At 40.8% G+C, this 25,196-nt stretch carries 22 protein-coding genes; 19 read left to right on the forward strand and 3 right to left on the reverse strand.

Features of this window, described 5'->3' with window-relative positions; translation table 11 throughout:
- The first annotated feature begins 203 nt into the window (after positions 1-203).
- The 18 genes from Q4G98_RS04440 to Q4G98_RS04525 all read left to right on the forward strand — a co-directional run bounded on the left by Q4G98_RS04440 (position 204) and on the right by Q4G98_RS04525 (position 20,363).
- Positions 204-1,448, forward strand: a complete 1,245-nt coding sequence (locus Q4G98_RS04440) for a porin (RefSeq protein ID WP_301961851.1) — start codon at positions 204-206, stop codon at positions 1,446-1,448.
- Positions 1,449-1,617: 169 nt separating this feature from the next.
- A complete protein-coding gene (locus Q4G98_RS04445; RefSeq protein WP_298566004.1) occupies positions 1,618-2,169 on the forward strand; it encodes a hypothetical protein in 552 nt (183 codons plus the stop codon).
- Positions 2,170-2,492: 323 nt separating this feature from the next.
- The gene (locus Q4G98_RS04450; protein WP_301961852.1) at positions 2,493-3,719 is read left to right on the forward strand and encodes an S-layer homology domain-containing protein; all 1,227 of its coding nucleotides are present in this window, start codon (positions 2,493-2,495) and stop codon (positions 3,717-3,719) included.
- Positions 3,720-3,850: 131 nt separating this feature from the next.
- A complete protein-coding gene (locus Q4G98_RS04455) occupies positions 3,851-4,387 on the forward strand; it encodes a hypothetical protein (protein ID WP_298566008.1) in 537 nt (178 codons plus the stop codon).
- Positions 4,388-4,586: 199 nt separating this feature from the next.
- A complete protein-coding gene (locus Q4G98_RS04460; RefSeq protein ID WP_293663589.1) occupies positions 4,587-5,126 on the forward strand; it encodes a hypothetical protein in 540 nt (179 codons plus the stop codon).
- Positions 5,127-5,505: 379 nt separating this feature from the next.
- Positions 5,506-6,726 carry an S-layer homology domain-containing protein gene (locus Q4G98_RS04465; protein WP_298566011.1) on the forward strand — a complete coding sequence of 407 codons (1,221 nt, stop codon included), beginning with the start codon at positions 5,506-5,508 and terminating at the stop codon, positions 6,724-6,726.
- Between the two features lie 400 nt (positions 6,727-7,126).
- The gene (locus tag Q4G98_RS04470; protein ID WP_301961853.1) at positions 7,127-8,317 is read left to right on the forward strand and encodes an S-layer homology domain-containing protein; all 1,191 of its coding nucleotides are present in this window, start codon (positions 7,127-7,129) and stop codon (positions 8,315-8,317) included.
- Between the two features lie 345 nt (positions 8,318-8,662).
- Positions 8,663-9,901 (forward strand): S-layer homology domain-containing protein, encoded by a 1,239-nt coding sequence (locus Q4G98_RS04475; RefSeq protein ID WP_177560933.1) that lies wholly within the window; start codon positions 8,663-8,665, stop codon positions 9,899-9,901.
- Positions 9,902-10,074: 173 nt separating this feature from the next.
- A complete protein-coding gene (locus Q4G98_RS04480) occupies positions 10,075-10,980 on the forward strand; it encodes a VirK/YbjX family protein (RefSeq protein ID WP_293663590.1) in 906 nt (301 codons plus the stop codon).
- Positions 10,981-11,076: 96 nt separating this feature from the next.
- Positions 11,077-12,051 carry a hypothetical protein gene (locus tag Q4G98_RS04485; protein ID WP_177560931.1) on the forward strand — a complete coding sequence of 325 codons (975 nt, stop codon included), beginning with the start codon at positions 11,077-11,079 and terminating at the stop codon, positions 12,049-12,051.
- Between the two features lie 126 nt (positions 12,052-12,177).
- Positions 12,178-13,677, forward strand: coding sequence for an organic solvent tolerance protein OstA (locus tag Q4G98_RS04490; protein ID WP_293663591.1), 1,500 nt, complete (start codon positions 12,178-12,180; stop codon positions 13,675-13,677).
- A gap of 12 nt (positions 13,678-13,689) precedes the next feature.
- On the forward strand, positions 13,690-14,250 hold the full coding sequence (gmhA, locus tag Q4G98_RS04495; RefSeq protein WP_301961854.1) for a D-sedoheptulose 7-phosphate isomerase: 561 nt from the start codon (positions 13,690-13,692) through the stop codon (positions 14,248-14,250).
- Positions 14,240-15,733, forward strand: a complete 1,494-nt coding sequence (gene rfaE1 / locus Q4G98_RS04500) for a D-glycero-beta-D-manno-heptose-7-phosphate kinase (RefSeq protein ID WP_367949973.1) — start codon at positions 14,240-14,242, stop codon at positions 15,731-15,733. The genes gmhA and rfaE1 overlap by 11 nt, the downstream gene beginning before the upstream one ends.
- A complete protein-coding gene (gene rfaD / locus Q4G98_RS04505) occupies positions 15,730-16,704 on the forward strand; it encodes an ADP-glyceromanno-heptose 6-epimerase (protein ID WP_177561117.1) in 975 nt (324 codons plus the stop codon). The genes rfaE1 and rfaD overlap by 4 nt, the downstream gene beginning before the upstream one ends.
- The gene (gene gmhB / locus Q4G98_RS04510; RefSeq protein ID WP_177561116.1) at positions 16,694-17,194 is read left to right on the forward strand and encodes a D-glycero-beta-D-manno-heptose 1,7-bisphosphate 7-phosphatase; all 501 of its coding nucleotides are present in this window, start codon (positions 16,694-16,696) and stop codon (positions 17,192-17,194) included. Before rfaD ends, gmhB begins: the two co-directional genes overlap by 11 nt.
- A 21-nt stretch (positions 17,195-17,215) precedes the next feature.
- Positions 17,216-18,250: a lipopolysaccharide heptosyltransferase II gene (gene waaF / locus Q4G98_RS04515; protein ID WP_298564144.1), complete on the forward strand. Its 1,035-nt coding sequence runs from the start codon at positions 17,216-17,218 to the stop codon at positions 18,248-18,250.
- Positions 18,250-19,278: a glycosyltransferase family 9 protein gene (locus Q4G98_RS04520; protein WP_366916978.1), complete on the forward strand. Its 1,029-nt coding sequence runs from the start codon at positions 18,250-18,252 to the stop codon at positions 19,276-19,278. The genes waaF and Q4G98_RS04520 overlap by 1 nt, the downstream gene beginning before the upstream one ends.
- Before the next feature lie 77 nt (positions 19,279-19,355).
- On the forward strand, positions 19,356-20,363 hold the full coding sequence (locus Q4G98_RS04525) for a glycosyltransferase family 8 protein (RefSeq protein WP_298564147.1): 1,008 nt from the start codon (positions 19,356-19,358) through the stop codon (positions 20,361-20,363).
- Positions 20,364-20,401: 38 nt separating this feature from the next.
- Here Q4G98_RS04525 and Q4G98_RS04530 read toward each other — a convergent pair whose 3' ends face one another.
- Positions 20,402-21,721 (reverse strand): nucleotide sugar dehydrogenase, encoded by a 1,320-nt coding sequence (locus Q4G98_RS04530; protein ID WP_177561113.1) that lies wholly within the window; start codon positions 21,719-21,721, stop codon positions 20,402-20,404.
- 9 nt (positions 21,722-21,730) lie between these two features.
- Entirely contained in the window at positions 21,731-22,468 is a 738-nt protein-coding gene (locus Q4G98_RS04535; protein WP_177561112.1) for a hypothetical protein, read from the reverse strand.
- Between the two features lie 136 nt (positions 22,469-22,604).
- On the opposite strand from Q4G98_RS04535, the gene Q4G98_RS04540 reads away from it, so the two are divergent.
- Complete coding sequence (locus Q4G98_RS04540) at positions 22,605-23,357, forward strand: glycosyltransferase family 2 protein (RefSeq protein WP_177561111.1); 753 nt, start codon at positions 22,605-22,607, stop codon at positions 23,355-23,357.
- A gap of 26 nt (positions 23,358-23,383) precedes the next feature.
- Here Q4G98_RS04540 and Q4G98_RS04545 read toward each other — a convergent pair whose 3' ends face one another.
- Complete coding sequence (locus Q4G98_RS04545) at positions 23,384-25,171, reverse strand: phosphoethanolamine transferase (protein ID WP_298564151.1); 1,788 nt, start codon at positions 25,169-25,171, stop codon at positions 23,384-23,386.
- Positions 25,172-25,196: the final 25 nt, after the last annotated feature.

The raw sequence follows: 25,196 nt of genomic DNA on the forward strand, positions 1-25,196 counted from the left end.
GTAAAATATGTCCAAACAATGAATTATATATAGGATAATAATTGTTTTTAAATCTGTTTATAATACGTTTTGGGAAAGCATCCAGGCAAAACAGTGCGCCGAGTAGAGGAAACTAGGTAACTCGCATGAAGCAAACTGCTGAGCGGCGATTTCTTTCCGGGACGTTTTATAAAAATAAAATGTTTCCGAAGGAGGAAATAACAATGAAAAAATCTTTAGTATTAGCAATGGCTATGGCTTTGGGCGTAACTGCTTCTGCCTATGCTGCAAACCCCTTCTCCGATGTACCTGCAGGTCATTGGGCATATGACTCCATCAACAAACTGGCTGCTGCTGGCATCGTTGACGGTTATGGCGACAGCACTTTCGGTGGCGATCGTCTGATGACCCGTTACGAAATGGCTCAAATCGTAGCTAAAGCTATGGCAAAAGGCGCTAACGTAGACCGTTTGGCTGCTGAATTTGCTGACGAACTGGACAGCCTCGGCGTTCGCGTTGCTGCTCTGGAGAAAAAATCCGACAACGTTAAGATTAACGCTCAGATTCGTGCTATGTATCAATCTTATGACAAGGGTACTAATTTAAAGGGTACTAATTTAAAGGGTACTAATTTAAAGGGTACTAATGCTACCAGCACTCTGCGTTCCCGTATCTGGCTCAACGGCCAAATCAACGAAGACTGGAAATATGTTGGCATGCTGCAGAACGAACAAGATCTGCTCAACGATGAAGGTGATGAAAACACTGACTTCCAACGCGCATTCGTTACTGGCCGTATCGGCGGCGTGAAAGTTGAAGCGGGCCGTAACAACACCGCTTTGGGCTTGGGCGTTGGTAACATTCTCAGCAACCGTACTGATGCTGTAAAATTGGGTTTTGGTAAAGACCTGAAAGTTGGCTTCCAATATGGTAAAATTTCCAGTGGTAACGGTGTTGCACCTAAAGCAGACGAATATTTAGCAGCTACTTTAGGCGGCGAGATTGGCAAACTTGGTTTGAATGCTGGTTATGTCAAAGCTGACAATGTTCGTAAACTTGTTCAAGACGATAAAATCTGGTACGTAGGCGCTGATTATAAATTCGGAGATTTCACAGTTGACGCTACCTATTTGAAATCTGATGTAGATAAAGTTAATACTATGTCTGTTGATGAAGATGGTTATGTAATTGGTTTGGCATATAAAGGCGCTAAAGCAGCTAAAGCTGGTACTTATGGCGTTTATGCTAAATACTATGACCAGGGCGCTGGTACTTATATCCATCATGGTATGAATACCGATTTGGCTAACGATTTCAATAAAGAAGGCGGTTTCAAAGGTTATATGCTGGGCTTAAACTACGCTTTCGCTAAAAATATCGTTGCAGCTGTTGAGTACTCTGATTTTGATGCAAAAGAAACTGATAAAAACGACAAGACCATTTGGTCTGAGGTTGTCTTCACTTTCTAATTTCAGTGAAATTGCTTCTCCAAGGGCGATCTTATGATCGCCCTTTTTTATATTTAAAATCAATATTATTATGATCGTTGATATAATATCTGATAATGCTCTATTATTTTAGCTTGATTTATGCTAAAATAACTTATAGTTGATAGTTATTTAGAGGAGGTTATATTTGATGAAAAATATTCTGCGTTACTTGCTGTTAGCTGTGGTTGTTCTCGGTTTTGCTGCCCCCGTTTTTGGTAAGGCCGAAGCTGCTAAGATCGCTATTCTGCCGCTGGCTAACAATGTTGCCGATGATGAACTTTCCGGGCCGGTTTTCTTCAATGAATGTATGGATTATTTCAAGTTTCCGGAATTTGATATGGTCGATGATGCCGTATTGGACAAAGCTTTAAAGGAAGAAAATTATGCTGCTGTTGGTAAAAACGGCCCTGATGCAGCCATGCTGAAACGTATCATGGCAAAGACTGGCGCTGATATGGCCTTGATGATGACTTTGGATGAACTGAGCCTGGAACCGCAGATGGGTATGATTGAAGATTATTATAAATTTAAAATCAAAGCCCGGATCATGTATGTCAATGGTCTTAATGGTAAAGTTACTAAAGATCATATCAATGATGAGGAAATGGTAGAATATCCTGTTATTGCTCGTACTGATTATGAACATAATGAATTCCGCAATCACGTGATCCGCGAATTAAAAAAAGTTGCTAAATTTTAATATTGTTTCTCAAGCCAACAATCATGATGATTGTTGGCTTTAATTATTATATTTATAAGCTGAATTTATAATTAAGTTTTATAAATTCGCAAAATAAAAGATGAAAAGAAAAACATACTACATTTTTATTGCATAAAAATAAAAATACTTGTCAAAATTGCGAAAACGATGTAAAATAAACTAAGTTTATAATTAGTTAATTAAAGAATATAGTTTACTGTCTGTTTGTAGAGGAAACAAGGCAACTCGCACAATGATGACGGTGGGCGTTATTCCTGAACGGCAAAATTATAAACTTAATAATTTCCTGAGGAGGAATAACAATGAAAAAATCTTTAGTACTCGCAATGGCAATGGCTTTGGGCGTAACCGCTTCTGCCTATGCTGCCAACCCCTTCTCCGATGTACCTGCAGGTCATTGGGCTTATGACTCCATCAACAAACTGGCTGCTGCTGGTATCGTTGACGGTTATGGCGACAACACCTTCGGTGGCGATCGTCTGATGACTCGTTACGAAATGGCTCAGATCGTAGCTAAAGCTATGGCCAAAGGCGCTAATGTCGACCGTTTGGCAGCTGAATTTGCTGACGAACTGGACAGCCTCGGTGTTCGTGTTGCTGCTTTGGAGAAAAAATCTGACAACGTAAAAATCACCGGTGAAGCTCGTTTCCGTTATGCAGATTCCAACGGTAAAGGCAATGTTGCTGATGATTATGTTGGTGATTTGCGTTCCCGCATTTGGTTGACTGGTCAGATCAATGAAGATTGGAAATACACTGGTATGATTGAAAATATCCAGGATTTTGCAGGTGACTATGAAGGTGATGAAGATACTTCCTTCCAACGTGCTTATGTTGAAGGTAAATTGGGTGGTATGAACGTTACCGCTGGTCGTTACAATGCATTCTTTGCCAATGGTAATATCTATGATAACCGTGCAGATGGCGTAGAACTTGCTTATGGCGATAAAGTAAAAGTATCTTTGGCTGCTGGTAAAGCAACTGATGCTATTGATAAATGGGGTTATACTGACAAAGAAACTGGTGGCAATTATGCAGGCGGCGCTGTTTCTGCTGATTTCGGGTCTGTAAATGCTACTGCTGGTTACTATAACTTTAAAGATATTCTGCAAAAAGATTCTGGTATTGACAATGCTATCTGGTTCGTTGGCGCTGGCACGACTTTCGGTGATTTTGGTCTGAATGCCATGTACCTTAAAGGTGATTTAAGCGATAAAGATGGAGACGTAAATGAGCTGGACGATGATGGTTACACTGTTGGCTTGACTTGGAAAGGCGCTGAAGCTGCTGAAGTTGGTTCCTATGGCTTGTTTGCTAATTACTACGATTTAGGCGGTCAAACCTATATCGCTCATACTACTGATGCTGATACCTTTGACGGCGAAGGTTTTAAAGGTTATGGCGTAGGAGCTAACTACACTGTTGCTAAAAACATGGTCTTCACTGCTGCATATTATGATACTAAATCTAAATTGCACAGCAGCGACAAAGATAAGATTATCTGGACTGACCTGACCATTACTTTCTAATTTAACTGAATTAGATGCTGTAAATTTCAAAGCGGCTGCTTAGGCAGCCGCTTTTTTCAACAAAACAGTTTTTGATTTTTCGGAAATGTGGTAAGATAGCTGCAGACGTATTTTAATAAAGGAGGTAAACGATGAAAAAATTTCTAAACTATTTGCTCTTGGCCTTAGTAACGGTTTGTTTTGCCCTGCCGCTGGGCGGCAAGGCTGAAGCTGCAAAAGTAGCCGTTGTACCATTGGCTAACAATGTGGCTGGCGACGATATGGCCGGTACCATTTATATGCAGGAGGCTCTGGCGCTGTTCCGTTATCCGGAATTCGATCTGTTGGGTGATGATGTGGTGATCGCGGCTGTTGGTGAAAATGGGTTGGCCGATTACAGTAAAGCAGCCTTACAGAAGGTAGCCCAGGCTACCGGCGCTGACATCGTGGTTGCCATGCAGTTGGATAAACTGGATGCCAAACGGATGCCGCAGCGCAAGGAAGCAACTTTGAAAATGGACTTGCGCGGCAAATTTGCTTCGCTGGATACCCTTACCGGCGCTTATTATTACAAAGATCTGCGTGACAGCAGAAATATCGAAGAAGCCGTTACCGTACGAGGTGACTGGAAGCATGAAGTGCTGCAGAATGTAGTGCGCAATGCTTTCAAAAAAGTTGCAGATAAATAATCAGTAATTTTATAAAAATAACGTCAGCCGTTGCGGCTGACGTTATTTTTTATCGTTTATCTTTTTAAAGCCATCGGAATAAAATTTAACAAAGGTGCTTGTGAAAAAAGCAAATTTGTATCTCCTCTTGTTTTTTACAGTGAAAATATGCTAAGATGTTCAGAGTAAATAGTTAATCTGGTATAGAGGAGGCTCTTTAATGAAAAAGTTTATGAATTTTGTATTAATGGCTGTTTTGGCTGTTTGTTTTGTATTGCCGGCAGCAGGTAAGGCTGAAGCGGCAAAACTGGCTGTTGTTCCCCTGGCTAACCACGTGGAGGATAATACTACTGCCAGTATGATCTACATGGAAGAAATCATGGATATGTTTAAGTTCCCTGAATTTGACATGCTTGCCGAGGATGTCGTGGAAAAAGCTGTAGGTGTTAAAGATATTTCTGATTTCAGCAAGGCTAATCTGGAACGCATTGCCGGTGAAACAGGTGCCGATATTGTTATCGCCATGTCGCTTGACAAGCTGGATGATAAAGCTTTGTTTCCCCGTCGCGAGCCTACTTTGAAGTTGGATATGAGTGGTGAGTTTGCATTTTTGAACAAAGTTACCGGCAGATATTATGTTAAAAAGTATTCTGACGATATGGAAATAGAAGAAGCATTGACAGTGCGCAGTGACTGGAAAAGCGAAGAATTTGCTAAGACTGTACGCAGTTATTTGAAAAAAGTAGATCAAATTAAATAATTTCAAAAATCAGTAGCTTTATCTGCAATAAGCCGACCATTTAAATGGTTGGCTTATTTTTTACTGTTTGCTGATAAAAGTTTCAAAGAAAGAAATGAAGGAGAAGCAATAAAAATATAATCGTTGGGCAATAAATAATAAATCGATATCAAAAACAATTAATTTACTGATTTTTAGTTTAATTAAATAAATAGTAATTTAGCTTGCAAAATACTCAGAAAGCCTCTAGAATGTAAAAGAGCTTGTGGTTTTAAGCAGTATAAGAACAAAAAATTTCTGAAAATAGAGGAAACAAGGCAACTCGTATCAGTAGGAAATTCGGAGGTTATTAACTGACTGTAAAATCGTGAGCTTAATAAATTTCCGAGGAGGAAACAACATGAAAAAATCTTTAGTACTTGCAATGGCTATGGCACTTGGCGTAACAGCTTCTGCCTATGCCGCCAATCCCTTCTCCGATGTGCCGGCAGGCCATTGGGCTTATGACTCTGTTAACAAACTTGCAGCAGCCGGTATCGTTGACGGTTATGGCAACGGCACCTTCGGTGGCGATCGCCTGATGACCCGTTACGAAATGGCGCAGATCGTAGCAAAAGCAATGGCTAAAGGCGCTAACGTAGACCGCCTTGCAGCTGAATTTGCAGACGAACTGGACACTTTGGGTGTGCGCGTAGCAGCTTTGGAGAAAAAATCCGATAATGTAAAAATTACCGGTGAGTTCCGTGCTTTGTATGCTAACCATGAAGGTAAAGGCAGTATTCCTAACAGCCATGAAAGCACTTTGCGTTCCCGTATCTGGATCACCGGTCAGATCAATGATGGCTGGAAATATACTGGTATGCTGCAGAATACACAGGATCTGTCGACTGATTTCGGCGACGAAGGTACTGATTTCCAGCGCGCATATCTTGAAGGCCGCCTCGGTGGTATGGATGTAACTGCCGGCCGCTATAATGCTTTCTTTGCTGACGGTAATATTTATGATAATCGTGCTGACGGCGTGGAAGTTGTTTACGGCGATAAAATCAAAGTCATCGGTGCTGCCGGTAAGGCAACTGACGATCTTGATAAATTTGGTTATTCCGGAACTACTGGCGGCAGCTATGCCGGCGGCGCTGTAGTTGCTGATTTTGGTAAATTTAACGCTTCTGCGGGTTACTTTAACTTCAAAGATATTTTAACTAAAAACAGCAAGCTTGATGATGCTATCTGGTTTGTAGGAGCTGGCACTACCTTTGGCGATTTTGGCTTGAACGCTATGTATCTTAAAGGTGACATGAGTCTTGATGATCGTGATCTCGATGGTCTTGATGATGACGGCTGGACAGTAGGACTGACCTTCAAAGGCGCAGAAGCTGCTGAAAAAGGTTCCTGGGGCCTGTTTGCCAATTACTATGATTTGGGTGGGCAGACTTATATTGCCCATACTACTGATGCGAATACATTTGATGGACAGGGATTTAAAGGTTACGGTGTAGGTGCTAACTATACTGTTGCTAAAAATATGGTCCTGACTGCTGCTTATTATGATACTAAATCTAAATTTGATACCAGTGATAAAGACAAGATTATCTGGACTGACTTGACAGTTACTTTCTAAGAAACTGGTTGTAGAAGAAGCTGGATAATAAGTTTAAACGCAAACGGCCACTGTAAAGTGGCCGTTTTTGTATATTTTTGAACAGAAAAACAAAATTTTTTTTGAGCAAATACAGGAACGATAAGGATAAAATATTATTTTTTTTGAAAATATTATTATTAAAAATTGAACAAACGATTAATTTACTGATTTTTAGTTTAATTAAATAAATATAAAATAGTATTGCAAAAACTAAAGGGAGCAGATAAAATAAACTAAAGCTTATAGTTTTTAAAGTTTATAATAATTGAAGAACAGATAGTGTGTAGAGGAAACTAGGTAACTCGTATGGCATATTTGTTTCGGAATTTATTGTAAATGGCGAAAGCTGAGCTTAATAAATTTCCGAGGAGGAAACAACATGAAAAAATCTTTAGTACTCGCAATGGCAATGGCTTTGGGCGTAACTGCTTCTGCCTATGCTGCAAACCCCTTCTCCGATGTGCCGGCAGGCCATTGGGCTTATGACTCTGTTAACAAACTGGCTGCGGCTGGTATCGTTGACGGCTATGGCAACGGCACCTTCGGTGGCGATCGCCTGATGACCCGTTACGAAATGGCTCAGATCGTAGCAAAAGCTATGGCTAAAGGCGCTAACGTAGACCGTCTGGCAGCTGAATTTGCTGATGAATTGGACAGCCTGGGTGTACGCGTTTCTGCTTTAGAGAAAAAATCTGACAACGTAAAAATCACTGGTCAGATCCGTTATGACTACACCGATTATTCCGGTGATATCGACGGCCATCGTTCCAAAATCCGTTCCCGTATTTTCATGACTGGTCAAATCAATGACGACTGGAAATATGTTGGCATGCTCCAAAACGAGCAAGACCTGACTAATGATGTTGGCGATGAAGGAACTGATTTCCAACGTGCTTACCTTGTAGGTAAAATCGGTGGATTGGGTGTTTCCGCAGGCCGTCAAAACTTGAACCTGGCTGACGGTAACATCTATGATACCCGTTATGATGGCGTAAACCTGACTTTCGGTAAAGAAGTGAAATTGGAAGCCTTCTATGGCAAACCGACCAACTCTTTCAAAAACTGGGGCTTCGATAAAATTTATGGCGCACGCGTTAATGGTAAAATCGGCGCTTTAAATGCAGAAGCTGGCTGGACTAAATTTGAAGGTGATGCTACTCCTATTACTAGCGACGACGACAGCATCTGGAATGTTGGCGCAACTTATAATTTCAGCGACAAAGCATCTCTTGGTGTTATGTATTTGAGATCTGACGTTGAAGATCTTGATGGCGATAAAGACGGTTTTGTAATCACCGGTACTTTAGGCGGTGCTAAAGCTTCCAAACCGGGTTCCTTGGGCTTCGTTGCTAAATACTATCAACAAGCTGCAGGTACTGCTATCCAACATACTATGAATGGCGAATATGGCCCGACTTATGCTGGTGAAGGCTTTAAAGGCTACAGCCTGGCTGGTTACTATACCGTTGCTAAAAACATGATCGCTGGTGTTGAATACTACGATCTGAAACAAACTTATTCTGACGACAAAATGAAGACCCTGTGGTCTCAATTGATCGTTACTTTCTAAGATTAACTTAGATGCTTAAGCGGACGCGTATGCGTCCGCTTTTTATATTTCTATCAAAAGCTAAGCTTGTCTGTTTATCGGTATCGTTATGGAGCATAGCTGTTTAAAATAAAGCTTTCTTAAATTTTTTTATTCCATTAACTTGTTTAAAGTTAAACTTTTTTGCAATTAAGCTAAGTTGCATAGGGGGTTGACTAGGGGTAAGATAAGGGACGTAGCCGATAGATTTCTGAAAGCAGAAACAGCAAATGGAAGAGGTAACATGGTAACTTGTCCGTGTTTTGTTGGTTGCTGTTTGAGAATTTTACCGCTGCAGAAAATATCTTTCCTGAGGAGGAATAGAAAATGAACAAATCTGTAGTTTTGGGTATGGCCATGGCGTTAGGTGTAACAGCTTCTGCTTATGCCGCTAATCCGTTTTCTGATGTGCCGGCTAACAGCTGGGCTTATGATGCTGTCAACAAACTGGCGGCAGAAGGTATTATCGATGGTTATCCTAACGGTACCTTTGGCGGCGACCGTCTGATGACCCGTTATGAAATGGCACAGATCGTAGCTAAAGCTATGGCCAAAGGTGCTAATGTAGACCGTCTGGCTGCCGAATTTGCTGACGAACTTGATTCTTTGGGCGTGCGTGTTGCCGGTTTGGAAAAGAAATCCGATAATGTAAAAATCACCGGTGAGATCCGTGCCCGCTATGTTGACCAAAAAGCCAAAGCCAACCAGGGCAGCAAATATGATTCTGATCTGCGTAGCCGTTTGTGGCTGAATGGCCAGATCAATGATGACTGGACTTATACAGCTATGATCCAGAATATTCAGGATTTCAGTAATGACAGCGGCGACGAAGGCACAGATTTTAAACGTGCTTATGTTAATGGCCGTGTCGGCGGTGTAGGCCTCAAAGCTGGCCGTATCGATGCTTTTCTGGCTGATGGTAATATCATGGATGCTCAGGCTGACGGGTTGGTTGCTACCTATGGCGATCGCATTAAAGTTAAGGCTTATATGGGCAAGGCTTCCGATGATACTGATTTTGATGTGAATAATGTTATCGCAACTAAAACCATTGCCAACAGATATTATGGTGGTGAAGTTTCCGGTAATATCAGCGATGCGTTGAACCTTGCTGCCGGCTATGTAAAATTCCAGGACGTCATGGGCAGAGATTCCGGTAAAGATGACGGTATCTGGCATGTAGGCGCAGCTTATAACTTTAATGATGACCTTGCTTTATCCGGTATGTACCTCAATTCCAATTGGGATGGTGAAAGAAATTCCGATGATGACGGCTGGACCGTTGGTTTGAATTATAAAGGCGCTCAAGCTTCTGAGGCCGGTTCTTATGGTGTGTTTGCCCGTTACTATGATCAGGGTGAAGGCACTTATTGGGAGCATACTACTGATGCCAATACCTTCTGGAATACAGGCTTTAAAGGTTACGCCGTAGGTGCTAATTATGCTGTTGCTAAAAACATCGTAGCTACTTTAGCATATTATGATACCAAGGCTAAAAATGTTACCAGTGAGGGCAATAGTCTGAAAGATAAAAGATTGTGGACTGACGTTACTTTCACTTTCTAAAATAAGTAAAAGTTTTTGGCAAAACGACCGCTTTAGCGGTCGTTTTTTCTATGATTACCTGTTCATAGTAAATCGTTGATAAATATGCTATAATATTAACATTTGATGATAGTTATCCTTGTTTTTTTAGATTATGCTATAATGTAACCAACGATATAACTGGAGAGGTATTAATGGATAAAAAAATTTTAAAATATGTCGGGTATGACCTATATAATGTAAAAAAACTCAAAGGAAGAAAAAGATATCTTGTTTTTAGAATGAGATGCCATTTACATAAGGGGCAGATCGGGGATTTGCTGAGTTTTTTTGCGGCTACGCCGCTGCGCAAAGCCATGCTGGAGCATACAACTTCTTTTGTGGAGCAAACTACGCGTGCCTTTTTTTATAAAGATTCTACCTGGGATGAGCGTATTGCTATTGTAAAGCATCATATTGAATATTTGGAAAATACTTTAAATGAAGAAGCCATGTCAAAATTATATGCGCGTGGCGAACGAATCAGATTATGGGAAGACCTTTATGAAGAACAGCCGTTGACGATGGACCTGTTGTTTCATGGAGGGCAGCGTAAGGAAGGCTGCCTTTCACTGGTACTTTCGCTGGGAGAAGATGAGCTTTATCAGATCATGTTCTGGCTGGCGCCATCACCCGAAGATGACGAAATGTCGCTGTGGATAGGCGCGCTGCAGGGAACTCCTAACGGCAGTGAGGTTATCAAAGGACTGACCAAGGCTTTTTTTGGTTACCGGACTAAAAATCTGATTTTCTATGGTATTCGTAATGTGGCGGCGGCATTAGGCTGCAAACATTTATACGCTGTTTCCAATGCGGGCTATTATGCGATGAATCATGTGCGCAGGGACCGTAAACTGAAAACATCGTTGGATGATTTCTGGCAGGAGTGTGAAGGACAGGCTTGCAGGGATCAGCGGTTTTTTGAAATGCCGATAGCGGAGTATCGTAAATCTATGGAAGAACTGAAGCCGTCTAAAAGGGCTCAGCACAGAAGACGGTTTGCAAAAATGGATGAAATAACAGAATCTGTGACAGAAATGTTAAATAACTATAAAAAATAAAAGTGTGACCACATTATCTTGTGGTCACCTATTTTTTTTACGCACTTTATATGGTATAATAACCTCATAAAAATAAGAACTAACGGAGGTATTGTAATGAAAAGACGACTCCTTACTTTGCTTTTAACTTTGGTTTTCTGCGTAACATCAGTGGCACCGGGTTTTGCAATGAATGCTGATGATTTGGGTGAGGCTGTACCGGCATCGGCAGCAGTGACACAGATGTCTGCTACTGATAAAATTTCCGCTATGGAAAAAATGCTGTATGGCACTGAGCAGGCAGGTGCTTTGGTTGGACGTATGGACAGCCTGGAAGATGATGTTTATGGTACTGTTACCAGCGACGCTATTTTAGACCGTGTCGATAACCTGTATGATTATCTTAAAGGTAATCCTGCCAGTAATGAAGCGGGATTTTTGACCAAACTCAATGCTATCGAATGGCAGTTTAATGAAAGTATGTCCGGCGGTCCGGCCAAGACCCGTATCGAAGCAGTAGAGATGATGCTTAATGGTAAGATCGACGAAGGTTCTCTTTCTTCGAGGCTAGAAGCTTTAGCTAATATTGCCTTTACTGATGGCGTTATTGCTGTTGAAAGCGTTACTTTACCGAAGGATTCCGTTATTAAAGTGGAATTTACAGAAGAATTGAGCAGCAGGGAAGATAAAGCCGGTGAACCGGTGCATTTTAAAATTGCTGAAAATATTTATGTAAATGGTGATGTGTTGGTACTCCCTAAAGGTGCTATGGGTGAAGGCACGATCAAAAAGGTCGTACAGCCGCGCAGCTTTGGCCGTGATGCCCGCATCGATGTTGATTTCACGCATGTTTATGCGCTTGATGGTACGAAGGTGCCTGTTTATATTGGCGAAGTGGCCAAGCAGGAAGCAAAAACTGCTGCTGGTGCTGCTGGCGCTGCTATCGGCGGTATGATCGTTTTAGGACCTCTCGGCGCTCTCGGCGGTGCCTTTGTTACAGGTAAAGCAGTAGTTATTCCTGCTGGTTCTACTACTTATGTGCAGACTATGGAAGATACTGCTATCCAGGGTATGATTTATCAGGGAAAATAAATAAAATTTGAGTTGACAGTAAAACCCGCCTTAGTGGCGGGTTTTTTGTTTAAAATTATGGTATAATATGTAGTGGATATTTATATGCTTTTTTATAAATGATAAATTTGATTGAGGAGAGAAAGCATGAAGAAGAAAGTCTTAGCTGCTGCTTGCTTAATGAGTTTAGCAGTGTCACAGGCAGCTTTTGCTGACGATTATGTTACCGGAGACGCACGGTATACTTCGCCTGATTTTCAGGAGCAGAAACAGGAGCGGGAAGCCGGAATACTCAAAGATAAGAGCCAAAAGAAGAAGCAGGCTGAGGCCGGTGAGCCGATGCCGATCACCTTATGGAGCGACAACGCTACCTATGATCAGGTGAGCGGGGATTTTTTTGCTGAGGGTAATGTCAGGATAATGCAGGGTGATGAGACTATTCTTACTACCCGTGCCGAAGGTAATATGAAGACTGGCGATGTCTGGCTCAAACAGGGCGGTACGCTTCAGGAACCTGATACTACTATGAATGGTGAATGGGTTCATTATAATTTTAATTCTAAGACCGGTGAGATCAAACAAATCGACGGTAAGGGCGCTAAAGACTACTTTAAAGCTCCGCACGCAACGATCTATCCTGATAAAATAGTTGTGGACCAGGGCGGACAGACAACACGCTGTCCAGCGGTAGAACATGATCCCTGCCTTTTGATCACAGCAAAAACTTTTGAAATCTATCCCAAGGAAAAAATGATTGCCAGAGACGTTAAAGTTTATGCTAAAGGCAAACATATCTATTCCCGTGACACTTGGGTCAATAATTTAGGGGAAGAGGGCGAGAACAAGATCATGCCGCGTATCGGCTATGACGGCAGTGATAATGGCATGTACGCAAAGTTACAGGTCGATTATAATTTAGGCCCGAAAACTGATTTTTATGCTGATCTGGCCTATTATTCCAAAGCCGGTTATAAACCCATGTATGGTATCAATCATGATGAACGTAATTTTTATGTAAAATTGCAGGATGGCTGGGATGAAGAAGATGATGAGTGGATTCGTAAAGAACGTGATCTTGGTTTATATTACAAAAATCACCGTCTGATTGATAATTTACCTTTGACTTACAGCGCCTATGTTACCCATGGTTTATGGCGCAATGAGCATGGCAGCATTAAAAGCTGGCATACGGAGTATGCTGCTTATTTGAATCACGACCGTATTTATCTGTTTAACAGCAAAAATACATTTCTTGATCTTACTGTGGGTAAAAAGTGGGTAACAGAGAGTTATACTGATGAAACCAAATCTACCATGATGTATTATGCGACATTGGGCCAAAAGCTGGCGCCGAAGTGGGATACCTGGGTCGGATATTATCGGGAAGATCTTACCAGTAATTTATATGATTACGGGCAGCCGGATATGGCGCGTGAACTACGTAATGGATTGAGTTTTAGATTGGATGATAAAAATACTTTTACGATCGTTAACCGTTATGACTTGGGACAACACAGTAATTACGAAACAAATTACAGATGGACGCATCGGTTCTGCTGCTGGGCCATTGAATTTGAATATGAGCAGGAACATTATAAAGGTGGAAGTAATACCTTCCGAGTCCGTTATAATTTACTAAATTGGTAAAGCAGGTGAACTATGGAAATCATTAAACAGCGTTTTGCTGAGCATATTGCTTTGGCACAGCAGGTTGCGGCTAGCAGTATTTTAGAGCAGGTAGCAGCTAGTGCGGCAATGATCAAAAAAGCATTGAAAAATGGCAATAAGGTTTTATTCTGCGGTAATGGCGGCAGCGCGGCAGACAGCCAGCATCTGGCTGCTGAATTTGTAGGGCGTTTTCAAAAGGAGCGCGACGGTCTGGCGGCTATAGCCCTGACTGTAGACACTTCTGTTTTGACGGCAGTTGCTAACGATTATGGCTATGATACTGTTTTTGCCCGTCAGGTGCAGGCCTTGGGAAATACTGGTGATGTATTGGTGGGGTTATCGACTTCCGGCAACAGTAAAAATGTACTGGCGGCGATCGAGGCTGCTCAGGCTAAAGGAATGCAGTGCATTGGCCTGACAGCTCAGGGGGGCGGCAAAATGGCGGAAGTCTGCGATATTTGCATGGCTGTTCCCTGTCCTGTTACAGCTCGCGCGCAGGAAATACATATTCTTATCGGGCATATTCTATGTGAATTAGTGGATGGTGAATAAGGTGACAAATTTGTCATGTACGGCTTTTTTGGCTGAACATATCCAAAATTTAAAAATCGCTGTGATCGGCGACGTGATGCTGGACCGCTATTTTTATGGCGAGGTCAAACGTATTTCGCCGGAGGCGCCCGTGCCTGTCAATAAGGTCAAACGGATCACCTCCGTGCTGGGGGGGGCGGCCAATGTGGCGGCTAATCTGGCGCATCTGGAATGTAAGGTGTTTATGGGCGGCGTTACCGGCGCTGATAATAACAGAGCAGTGCTGGAAACGATGCTGGCGGAAAAAGGTATCGATTACAGCGGCCTGATCAGGTCGCCGCAGCGTGAAACGATCACTAAGATGCGCATTTTGGGAGCGCAGCAGCAGATGCTGCGTCTGGATTTTGAAGAAACCGGCGACTTGTTTCCGGAAGAAACAGAGGCATTATCGCTGTGGCTGCAAAAATTATTGTCAGCTGGTCTGGATGGTATCATTGTTTCTGACTATGCCAAAGGCGTCTGCTCGGATAGCTTTGTGCAATGGGTGATCGCAACTGCGCACCAATATCAGGTGCCGGTGCTGATTGATCCGAAAGGTGCGGACTGGGCCAAATATACAGGTTGTGATTTTATTACTCCCAATTTGAAGGAGATGTGCGAAGCTGCAGGTGAGGCTGTTGCCAATGAGGATACAGAAGTGTTGCGGCTGGCCAGGGCTGCGCAGGCAAAATACCAGATCAAAAATGTTGTGGTCACCCGCAGTGAACGGGGCATGACCTTGGCTGGACTGAATGGTTTAGTCATCAATGACCCGGCTACGGCGCAGGAGGTATTTGATGTTTCCGGTGCGGGCGATACGGTCGCGGCGACGCTTTTAGCGGGTGCTGCCGGGACGCTGGCGCTGCAGGACGCAGTGTTTATGGCTAACCGTGCTGCCGGGATAGTTGTAGCGAAAGTTGGTACATATCCTGTACATCGTGACGAGCTGTTGAAGGATCTGCTGGCTGAAGAACGTAAGCAGGGGCGTGGCTACAGGACTTTGAGCTGGGCTGAGATCGAATCTTTAGCTAAAACCTGGAAGTCCTGCGGAGAAAAGATCGTTTTTACTAACGGCTGCTTTGATATTCTGCATGTCGGCCATGTCAGTTATTTGGAAAAAGCCGCTAAGCTTGGCAAGCATCTGGTCGTTGGCCTGAATTCTGATGCTTCGGTACGCAAGCTGAAAGGAGCGGCCAGGCCGCTTGTGCATGAGCTGGACCGGGCACGGGTATTAGCGTCGCTGGCCTGCGTTGACGCAGTGGTCTTGTTTGAACAGGAGACGCCGACAGAATTGATAGAAAAAATACGCCCGGACATTTTAGTCAAGGGCGGCGATTATAAACCTGATGAAGTTGCCGGCAGGGAATATGCCAGTGAAGTCAGGATCATTGATTTTGAAGAAGGTTATTCGACAACAGGCATTGTTGAACAGATCGCGCAATTGGTGAAGGAGGGTAAATTATGATTATTGTCACCGGCGGTGCCGGCTTTATCGGCAGTAATATCGTTAAAGGATTGAATGATCGGGGCCGTGATGATATTTTAGTTGTAGATAATCTGACTAATATGGTCAAATTTAAAAATATCCAGGGACTGAAGGTCATGGATTATATGGATAAAATGGATTTTGCCGAGGCTTTGGCAGCAGGAAAATTTGCCCATGAGCAAGTCGATGTTATTTTCCACGAAGGCGCTTGCTCTGATACGATGGAATATAACGGCAAGTACATGATGCAGAATAACTTTGAATATACAAAAAATCTGATGCATTTTGCGGCTGACCGTAAGATCCAGATGATCTACGCATCGTCGGCTTCTACTTATGGCGGCGGTACGAACGGTTTTCGTGAAGAGCCTGCCTGTGAGGAAGCCTTGAATGTTTATGCCTTTTCCAAATTGTTTTTTGATAATTATGCCCGCCGTTATTTTGGCAAAACCGGCAGTCAGTTAGTGGGCCTGCGGTATTTTAATGTTTATGGTCCGCAGGAAAATCATAAGGGCAAAATGGCTTCAATGGTTTTCCAGATGTATAATCAATGGCTGGCCGAGAAAAAAGTCAAATTATTCGACGCTTATGGTGATTATGGCGCCGGCGAACAGACCCGGGACTTTATTTATGTGAAAGATGTTGTTAAAGTCAATTTCTTTTTCTGGGATCATCCTGAGATCAGCGGCGTCTTTAACTGCGGTACGGGGCATGCCCATACTTTCAATACGCTGGCAAAGGGCGTGCTGAAACATTTTGGCAGTGGCGAGCTGGAATATGTACCGTTCCCGGAAGTGTTGAAGGGCAAATATCAAAGCTATACCCAGGCTGATGCTTCCAAACTTTTGGCTGCCGGCTATGATGGCGGCTTTACGGATGTCGACGAAGCTGTCGCCGAATACTGCGCCGTATTGGATAAGACCGGCGGTTATTATACCCATGAAGCATAAAGCAGTATTTTTTGACCGGGACGGTGTGCTGAATGTCGATAAGGCTTATTTGTATAAGATCGATGAGCTGGAATGGATCGACGGCGCGCTGGAGGCCATAGCCTATCTGACGCAGTCCGGTTATCTTGTATTTGTCGTAACAAATCAAAGCGGGATCGCGCGCGGTTACTATACGGTAGCGGAAATGGAAAAACTGCATCAGCATATGACAGAGACTGCTGCGGTCAGCGGCGGTAAGATCGAAAAATTTTACTATTGCCCGCATCTGCCCGCAGGCAGCGTTGTTGAATACGCGGTCGACTGCGAGTGCCGCAAACCTAAGCCGGGACTTATTTTGCAGGCTTTGGCAGAGTATGATATCGATACGGATAGATCGTTTCTGGTCGGCGATAAAAAACGTGATGTAGAAGCGGCGGAAGCAGCCGGGATCAAAGGCTTTTTGTTTGAAAAGGGAAATTTATTGGATTTTATAAAGACGATAATTTCTTAATAAGCGTTATTAGAGGCATACATGGAATATAAAAATATTTTGCTGATCAAAATGAGTTCTTTGGGGGATATTTTGCACACGCTGCCTTTTGCGGCAGCTTTGCGGCAGCGTTTTCCCCAGGCGAAAATAACCTGGCTGGTACATCCGCAGTTTGCCGGTTTTGTACCCGATCCGCCTGTTATTGACGAGATAATTTATTTTGATAAGGTAAAGTTCAATAAAATGAGTTTACTGGATAAATTGGCGTATTTCCTGGAAATGCGCCGTTTATTGCATTCTAAAAAATTTGATCTGGTCATAGATATGCAGGGCCTGTTCAAAAGTGCTGTACTGGCTGCTATCAGCGGCTGTCCTGACCGCATTGGTTACTGTGAAATGCGCGAGGGCAGCGGTCTGGTCAGTAAGGCGATCTGCGGCAGTCACAGCAGGGACCATGTTATTGAGCGTTATCTTGATGTGGCACGTTATCTGGGCGCCGAAGTGAAGGAGATTACTTTTCCTGTACCTGACCTGGAAAAGGAAACAGTGGCCGTACAAAAGAAATTACAGGACAGAGGCCTGCAGGGTGTTTATATCGTAATGGTTCCCGGCGCCAGATGGAAAACAAAAGAGTGGCCGGCAGAACATTATGTCAGCCTGGCAAAAATGATCATTGCTGATGGCCTTGCTGTAGTTTTAGCTGGCGGGCCTGATGATGCGGCTAAAGGAGAAAAGATCACCGCGTTAGCGGGCAATCCGGCGCAGCTGATAAATTTGATTGGGCAGACAAGTCTGCGCGAGCTGGCGGCGCTGATCAAAGGCTGCAGAATTTACATCAGCGCGGATACCGGCCCCTTGCATTTTGCCGCCGCTTTAAAGAAACCTTTGATCGCCATGTATGGTCCTACTAAAGCTGATCGAACAGGACCCTATGGCAGCGATGAAGCAACGGTCATTTTAAGTCCACTTGCCTGTGCGGGCTGCTTAAAAAAGGAATGTGAAGACTGGCATTGCATGTATGCTATTACGCCGGAGATGGTATATGCGGCGTATGCCGAAAAAATCAGGAGGCTATGATGGTTGAACTCAACGGCAAGAAGATACTGGTGACATTTTTGATGCACTTGGGCGATCTGACCTTAACGACGCCTTTTATCCACGCGCTGCGTAAAGCTGCCCCTGATGCGCATATTACTATGCTGGTAGACGAAAAATTAAAAGATGTGGTGCTGTTTAATCCTTATCTTGATGAAATAGTCACGATCGATAAAAAAGGCCGCGACAACAGTATTCTGGCCCTGTGGGCCTGTGCCAGACATTTAAGCAGGCTGGATTTTGACGTGCTGATCAATTTGCATCCTAATGAGCGCTGTTCTTTTATTGATGCTATGACGAAAGTTAAACTGCGGACGGGGACGACGCATAAAATTTTTAAATGGTTCTGGGATGTGTTTACGCCGCTGGATCGCTCTGTGCATGCGGCGGATATGTATTTGGACGTGCTTAAACAACTGGGCGTGCAGGATCTGGGCAATAACGGACTGGAAATATTTCCGGGAGAGGAACATTTTCTTGAAGCGGAGCTTTTCTGGCAGGAACAAAACATTGCTGAGCAGGATAAACTGATCGGGTTCAATATCGGCAGCGCCGTGCCGACTAAACGCTGGCCGCCGGAACGCTTTGCCGAGGTAGCGGATATTTTTGCTGCCAAAGGTTATAAAACAGTGTTTTTTGGCGGGCCAATGGACGAAGCGATGGTGGCGGAAGCAACCGGCTATATGCAAACGCAGCCGATCATTGCTACAGGGAAGTTTGCAATTGGCGGGTTAGCTGCGGCAATGCGTCGCTGCAGTCTGATTATTACTAATGACAGCGGTCCGATGCACGTTGCGATCAGCCAGAAAGTGCCGATCGTAGCCATGTACGGCCCTTCGAATCCCAAATTATATGGGCCATATACTAAAGACGCTGTAATAGTTACAGCCCAGCCGCCATGTCAGGGATGTGCTGATGGTATGAAGCACAGCTGCGAAGACATGCAGTGCATGACTAGAATGACCGTGCAGCAGGTAGTTGCAGCGGCGGAGGAAATGTTGGAAAAATAAAAGCAGCACAGGTAGTAAAATATATTTGTGCTACTTTTATGAGATGTCAGAAAATATGAGAATATCGAGGGATGCGGATGTTTGACAAGGAGTATTTTGAAAAAAAAGAAATAGTAAAAAAAATATATCGTTTTGAAAATTCACGATATGCAAAAGATAAAAATGATATAATGCATATTTGCTTTAACATAGATATAAATTTTTTCAGACCTACAGGGGTTACTATTACGTCTATATTGGAGAATAATAAAAATATGAACTTTGCATTTCATATTTTTACTGATGCTATAAGTGAAAAAGATTTAAAAGCGTTAGAAAAAACTACTGTCAAATATAAACAAAACTGTTATGTTTATTTGATGGATATGGATCCATTTGCCAATTTTCATATCAAACATTCACGATTCAAACGAGTCAGTTATTTTAGATTGTATATGCCCAAGGTATTAAAAAAAATAACAAGATACTTTTTATATTTGGACGCTGATTTAATTTGTATCAACAGCATGGAAGCATTTAATAAAATAAATTTAGAAGGAAAAGCGTTAGCCGCTGTTTCGGACTTGCCTGATGCTGTAAAAACCAGAAGTGCTTTTTTGGGATTGAAAAGTGGTAAATACCTGAATTCGGGTGTTCTGTGGATTGATACTGAAAAATGGGAAGAAAATTCTATAACTGAAAAAGCATTTAGCTATCAGGGACGTGATCCTAAAAGCTTTACCTGTCACGATCAGGATGTATTGAATTTAGTAATGGACGGAGATATAAAATTTATTGATGAAAAATTCAATCATTTAGGTTTTGATGGAAGTAAAGTGCCTGAAGGGTGTATAATTTATCATTTTTTTGGTAGAGAAAAACCGTGGGATATAGCATTAACAGAATATGATAAAATTTGGCGGCATTATTTAGAAGTATCTTTTTGGGAAAGTATCACTGATCCTTTCCCAGAGCGTAAGGCAGAAAATTATCATAACTTTAAGCAGGCTGGTAAGTTTTTTAAAAAACATGGTAACTGGTCAAATGCCTTAAAGTGTTATTCATGGTATGCTTTTTTAAAAATTAAGATGAAAATAAAATCATAAAAAATAAAGGCGTAAACATTATTGTTTACGCCTTTATTTTATAATCTCCAAAAATTATAACCAGAAGATGTTAGTTCAGATAGGGAGCAAATATTTTTTAAATCAATAAAAACTTTTTCTGAATTTGGCAAGTTCTTAAAAAAGCTGTTCATATCCTGTAAATTCATAGTTTTAAATTCATTATGTGCTACTGCTAAAACCAAGCAATCAATGTTTTGTATATCTTTTAGCTGTTTTAGGTCAATATGATATTCATTTTTGACTTCTTTGATATCAGCCCATGGATCTATGACATCAGGTAAGATTCCATATTCATTTAGTCTTTTTATAATATCAATGACTTTTGAGTTACGAACATCGGGACAATTTTCTTTAAAGGTAATTCCCAAAATTGCAACTTTTGCATTAAGAACTTTTTTCCCGGCTAATACTAACTGTTTAATGATAGCATCTGCGATAAAGGTGCCCATACCATCATTGATTTGTCTGCCTGCAAGTATTATTTGGCTGTGATAACCAAGTTTTTCTGCTTCATAAACAAAATAATATGGATCTACCCCAATACAATGTCCACCAACTAAACCAGGACGGAAACCTAAAGCGTTCCATTTGGTATTCATCGCATCAACAACTTCATTTGTGTCGATGTGCATTTTATCAAAAGCCATCGCTAGCTCGTTCATAAATGCTATGTTAATGTCACGTTGACTGTTTTCTGCCACTTTGGCTGCTTCTGCAACTTTAATGCTGGAAGCACGATATACTCCAGCTTTAATTACAAGTTCATAAACTGAAGCTATTTCGTTGAGTGTTTCCTGATCTATACCAGATACGATTTTTTTTATGTTTTCTAACCGATGAAGTTTATCACCAGGATTTATTCTTTCTGGAGAATAACCAACTTTGAAATCTACTCCGCATTTCAAGCCTGATGTTTTTTCTAAAATAGGAATGCAGATATCTTCTGTAACTCCTGGGTAAACAGTAGATTCATAAACAATAATAGAACCAGGAGTAAGGTTGCGTCCTAAGATGGTACTGGCTCCGATAATAGGACTGAAATCTGGAGTTTTATCCTGATTTATAGGTGTTGGGACAGCAATAATATGAAAATTTGCATTTTTTAATTGTTCTTCACTTGTTGTGAAATTTATGGTGGTTTTTTGTATTTTTTCGTTTCCGACTTCATTAGTTGGATCTATACCAGATTTATATAAGAAAATTTTTTCCTTATTTAAATCAAATCCTGTTACATTTACATGCTCCGCAAATGCTATAGCCAATGGCATACCGACATACCCCAGTCCTATTACAGAAAGAGTTGCTTTTTTTTCAATAAGATTCTTAAAGTTTTGCATTATGTTCTCCTATCTGTTAAACCAAAGCTTTTTAGCTTCTTCTTCTGAAATAAATTCTTCGGGATTTCTAATATTTTCAGTTAAATATTTGTAACGTTCCTGGCTTGCCTGAGAAATGAAGGATTTATAAACATAATCTGGGTTTCTATCTGATTCAGACCAACAGAATGCGTGTGTTAAAATATGCAGGCGATCATATTTTTCACTAGTGATTAAATCATATGGTTTATCACGCCAAAAAAATCTGGAATCAGAGCAATATTTAAAGTCATGGAAAAATTCTTTTGAATATACGTTTATGAGTCCTGGAAACTTTAGATCATTTTCTAAGACTTTTGGCGCTGGCCGATGGAATGAAAGCAAATTAACGGGAGCGTCTATAATTTCTTCTAATATATTTTTTTCTGACTGTATTGGTTTGTTTAAGTCAGAAGTATTGTAAACTGTTGTGTCAAAATGTAGGCCAATGGTAAAGCCTCTATTATGCATATCTTGAAGCATCTTTCGAGCGCTTTTTTCCATAGGATTATAAAAACCTGTAGAGAGCAAAACGAAATAAGCAGATTTTATATCAAGAGATTCTTCAAAAAGTGAAAAATTATAACTGTCATTTATCGAAAAATCAATATCATGTCTTAGAATAGCTGCTTTTTTATATTTATGATAATCTATATAATTAGTAATAGCGTAATTATGCTGTTTCAATAAAGAAATTAATTTTTCATAACTTGTATAACTGAAATCCATTGCTGGCATTTTCCTTTCAAACATTATAACGACTATTTAAATATATAGTCATTATAGAATAAATTTGGGGCAATTACAAGGAATTGCTGTTGTATTTATGTTATAATTTTAAGAAGAAAAATTCTTGGAGGCTTTTATGAAAAAACTTGCTGTGGTAATTTTAACTAAAAATGAAGAAAAAAATATAGTTGAAGCTATGGGAAATGTTTATAAAGTTGCCGATGAAATAATTATTATTGATTCAGGGAGTACTGACGCAACTGTTGATTTGGCAAATCAGTATGGTGCAAAGGTTCTTTATCGTAAATGGGACAACGATTTTTCAGCACAGCGTAATTTTGTTCTGGATAAAACTGATGCAGATTATATTTTATACATAGATGCCGATGAAAGGCTGTCAAATGACTTGATAGAGTCCGTGAAAAATGTTGTAGCTAAAGGTGAAAACAAACAATATAGTTTTATGCGACAGATTGAAGCATTTGGAGCTGCATATCAGCATGGTATTTTTGCACCTGACGAAGTAATAAGACTTTTTCCCAGAACAGAGGTATACTGGGAAAATAAAGTGCATGAAAGACCAGTATGCAGGTTAGAGAAACAAAGGATTTCGGGTATCCTTATGCATTATACTTATGATTCGTGGCAACATTGGCTGAATAAAGCCGGTCAGTATACTTCTATTTGGGCTGAAGATAATTTCAATAAAGGAAAACGTGTTGGTAAAAGTGCGGCATTTACTCACGGTATGTATGGTTTTATAAGAGCATATTTTTTGCAGTTAGGTTTTTTAGACGGATGGGCAGGCCTTTATTCAAGTTTGCAGCATTTTTTCTATACTTTGTTAAAATATTGGAAGCTATATGAATTTCAGCAAAAAAATAAATAATGGCGGACTATTTAGTCCGCCATTATTTATTTGGTAGTGTCGTCTTTGATATACATTTTTCCGAGATCAGTAGTTAGCATGTCGCGTGTAAATTTATACTGTGGTGAAGCAAGGCTGTTGGTTTCATCAAAATGATTTGATTTTATGTTGAAAATACTGCACATTAATTCGTAAGCCAGATCATTAGTGAAATAGTAATTTTGATGATTAGCTAAAGTTTGATAGACAGATGTATTTTTTTCTATATACTCATCTGAAAACCAGGCGAACATGGGAATGCGTACTGTGCCGAAGCCGTCAAAATTAGGAGAACGCCGTTTATCTGGCAGAGTGCCGTGATCGGAAAAATACAGCATAGCCTGCAGATTAAGTTTTGTGGAAGTGTATTCGTAGATTTTTTCTAAAATGGAGTCAGTATAAGCTATAGAATTTAAATAATTTAAAATTAGATCATATTTACCAGGTGTACCCCATTTTGTAAAAGCCGCCGGATAACGATTAATAAAATTGAAATGATTACCTTTAAGATGCAGGATAACAAAATTGTTTTTTTGAGGATCGACTTCATCAAGATATTCTAAAAGCGCTTCATCATATTGTACCTGATTCAGATTTTGTTTGGTCCATTTTGCAGTCTGAGAAGTGTTGGCAACTAATGTTACCGGAGTATCGGCACAGCCTAAATGTCCCTGATTGCTGTACCAGTGGGTTGTATAACCTGCCTTATGCGCAATATCAATAATAGAACAGGAAGTATAAAACTGTTTGTCACTATACTGATTGAATTCAGTCAGAGCCCGTTCAAGACAGGAGACTGTATGTGCTATACAGGAATAGCTATTGGAAAAGAAAAGAAAATTTTTGTTGTTTTTCTGTGCTTTGAGCCAGGGTGTTGTATTGTATTCGCAGTCTACAAAAGCGCTCATATAATCTCGTGATTCAGATTCGCCAATAATCAGTAAAATAGTAGACGGTTTATCAAATACCGGTTTTTCAGGTATTACCTGCAAATCTTTTAATCTATCATTCATGTTTTGCGTATATAATTTAGTTGTTTCAAAATATTCCTTAACATCCAAATATAATTCGATAATACCTGTACGAACAAATACGCCTTTACCTTTTTTCCATAAATAGATCGTAAGGAAAGTTATAACTGCCAGTAAAGTTATAAGTTGATAAACATTTAGAGAAATAGTTGTATTTGCCAGGGCGGTTATATTTAGATAAACAAATATCCCATAAAGTGAAGTTGGAATAACGAAAATAAATAAATTAGTTGGTACGGAAAAAGATTTGAAAAATTCTATTATTTCATTGTAGTGTGTTTCCTGTAGCATCATCATGCTGTTTTCGTCAATACATGATTTATATAGAAAATAAAAAATCCATTGTGAAACTGGGATCAGTAAAATTAGAAATTCTACTGTTGTTATTAAAGTCAGAAAAGCAATAGGAAAGATATTAAAATAGATTATAAGAAGTTTTAATGCTGTAAGCCAGCCTATAATATATAATCCGAAAACGGTATCAAAATGGAAGCCGAAATCAGTGGAATTTTTGTGATAGGTAGCCCAATATAACAAAGGATAGGTTACTATCCAGGATATACCGACGGACATACTCATAAGTAATAAATTATTAGTTAATTGAATTTGCGTTATTGCCGCAGGTAAAATAGCTAAAATTGCACAAGGGAGAAAACGCCTTAGTTGGAGAAATTCTGCTTTATGCCCTAAGCCATGAGATACCTTTACATAATATAAATATGAAATGAAATATAATAATGCTGTAAATAACAGATATTTAAACATATTAGCCTCCGCAAAATACTAATGA

The sequence above is a fragment of the uncultured Phascolarctobacterium sp. genome, from assembly GCF_958349595.1.
GTDB lineage: Bacteria > Bacillota > Negativicutes > Acidaminococcales > Acidaminococcaceae > Phascolarctobacterium.

Coding starts and splice junctions, on each gene's coding strand:
- Q4G98_RS04480 (WP_293663590.1), top strand. CDS start 10,075: ATGGATAAAAAAATTTTAAAATATGTCGGGTATGACCTATATAATGTA.
- Q4G98_RS04520 (WP_366916978.1), top strand. CDS start 18,250: ATGGTTGAACTCAACGGCAAGAAGATACTGGTGACATTTTTGATGCAC.
- Q4G98_RS04540 (WP_177561111.1), top strand. CDS start 22,605: ATGAAAAAACTTGCTGTGGTAATTTTAACTAAAAATGAAGAAAAAAAT.
- Q4G98_RS04465 (WP_298566011.1), top strand. CDS start 5,506: ATGAAAAAATCTTTAGTACTTGCAATGGCTATGGCACTTGGCGTAACA.
- gmhB (WP_177561116.1), top strand. CDS start 16,694: ATGAAGCATAAAGCAGTATTTTTTGACCGGGACGGTGTGCTGAATGTC.
- rfaD (WP_177561117.1), top strand. CDS start 15,730: ATGATTATTGTCACCGGCGGTGCCGGCTTTATCGGCAGTAATATCGTT.
- Q4G98_RS04535 (WP_177561112.1), bottom strand. CDS start 22,468: ATGGATTTCAGTTATACAAGTTATGAAAAATTAATTTCTTTATTGAAA.
- Q4G98_RS04455 (WP_298566008.1), top strand. CDS start 3,851: ATGAAAAAATTTCTAAACTATTTGCTCTTGGCCTTAGTAACGGTTTGT.
- rfaE1 (WP_367949973.1), top strand. CDS start 14,240: ATGGTGAATAAGGTGACAAATTTGTCATGTACGGCTTTTTTGGCTGAA.
- Q4G98_RS04475 (WP_177560933.1), top strand. CDS start 8,663: ATGAACAAATCTGTAGTTTTGGGTATGGCCATGGCGTTAGGTGTAACA.
- Q4G98_RS04490 (WP_293663591.1), top strand. CDS start 12,178: ATGAAGAAGAAAGTCTTAGCTGCTGCTTGCTTAATGAGTTTAGCAGTG.
- Q4G98_RS04545 (WP_298564151.1), bottom strand. CDS start 25,171: ATGTTTAAATATCTGTTATTTACAGCATTATTATATTTCATTTCATAT.
- Q4G98_RS04485 (WP_177560931.1), top strand. CDS start 11,077: ATGAAAAGACGACTCCTTACTTTGCTTTTAACTTTGGTTTTCTGCGTA.
- Q4G98_RS04525 (WP_298564147.1), top strand. CDS start 19,356: ATGTTTGACAAGGAGTATTTTGAAAAAAAAGAAATAGTAAAAAAAATA.
- waaF (WP_298564144.1), top strand. CDS start 17,216: ATGGAATATAAAAATATTTTGCTGATCAAAATGAGTTCTTTGGGGGAT.
- gmhA (WP_301961854.1), top strand. CDS start 13,690: ATGGAAATCATTAAACAGCGTTTTGCTGAGCATATTGCTTTGGCACAG.
- Q4G98_RS04450 (WP_301961852.1), top strand. CDS start 2,493: ATGAAAAAATCTTTAGTACTCGCAATGGCAATGGCTTTGGGCGTAACC.
- Q4G98_RS04460 (WP_293663589.1), top strand. CDS start 4,587: ATGAAAAAGTTTATGAATTTTGTATTAATGGCTGTTTTGGCTGTTTGT.
- Q4G98_RS04445 (WP_298566004.1), top strand. CDS start 1,618: ATGAAAAATATTCTGCGTTACTTGCTGTTAGCTGTGGTTGTTCTCGGT.
- Q4G98_RS04470 (WP_301961853.1), top strand. CDS start 7,127: ATGAAAAAATCTTTAGTACTCGCAATGGCAATGGCTTTGGGCGTAACT.
- Q4G98_RS04530 (WP_177561113.1), bottom strand. CDS start 21,721: ATGCAAAACTTTAAGAATCTTATTGAAAAAAAAGCAACTCTTTCTGTA.
- Q4G98_RS04440 (WP_301961851.1), top strand. CDS start 204: ATGAAAAAATCTTTAGTATTAGCAATGGCTATGGCTTTGGGCGTAACT.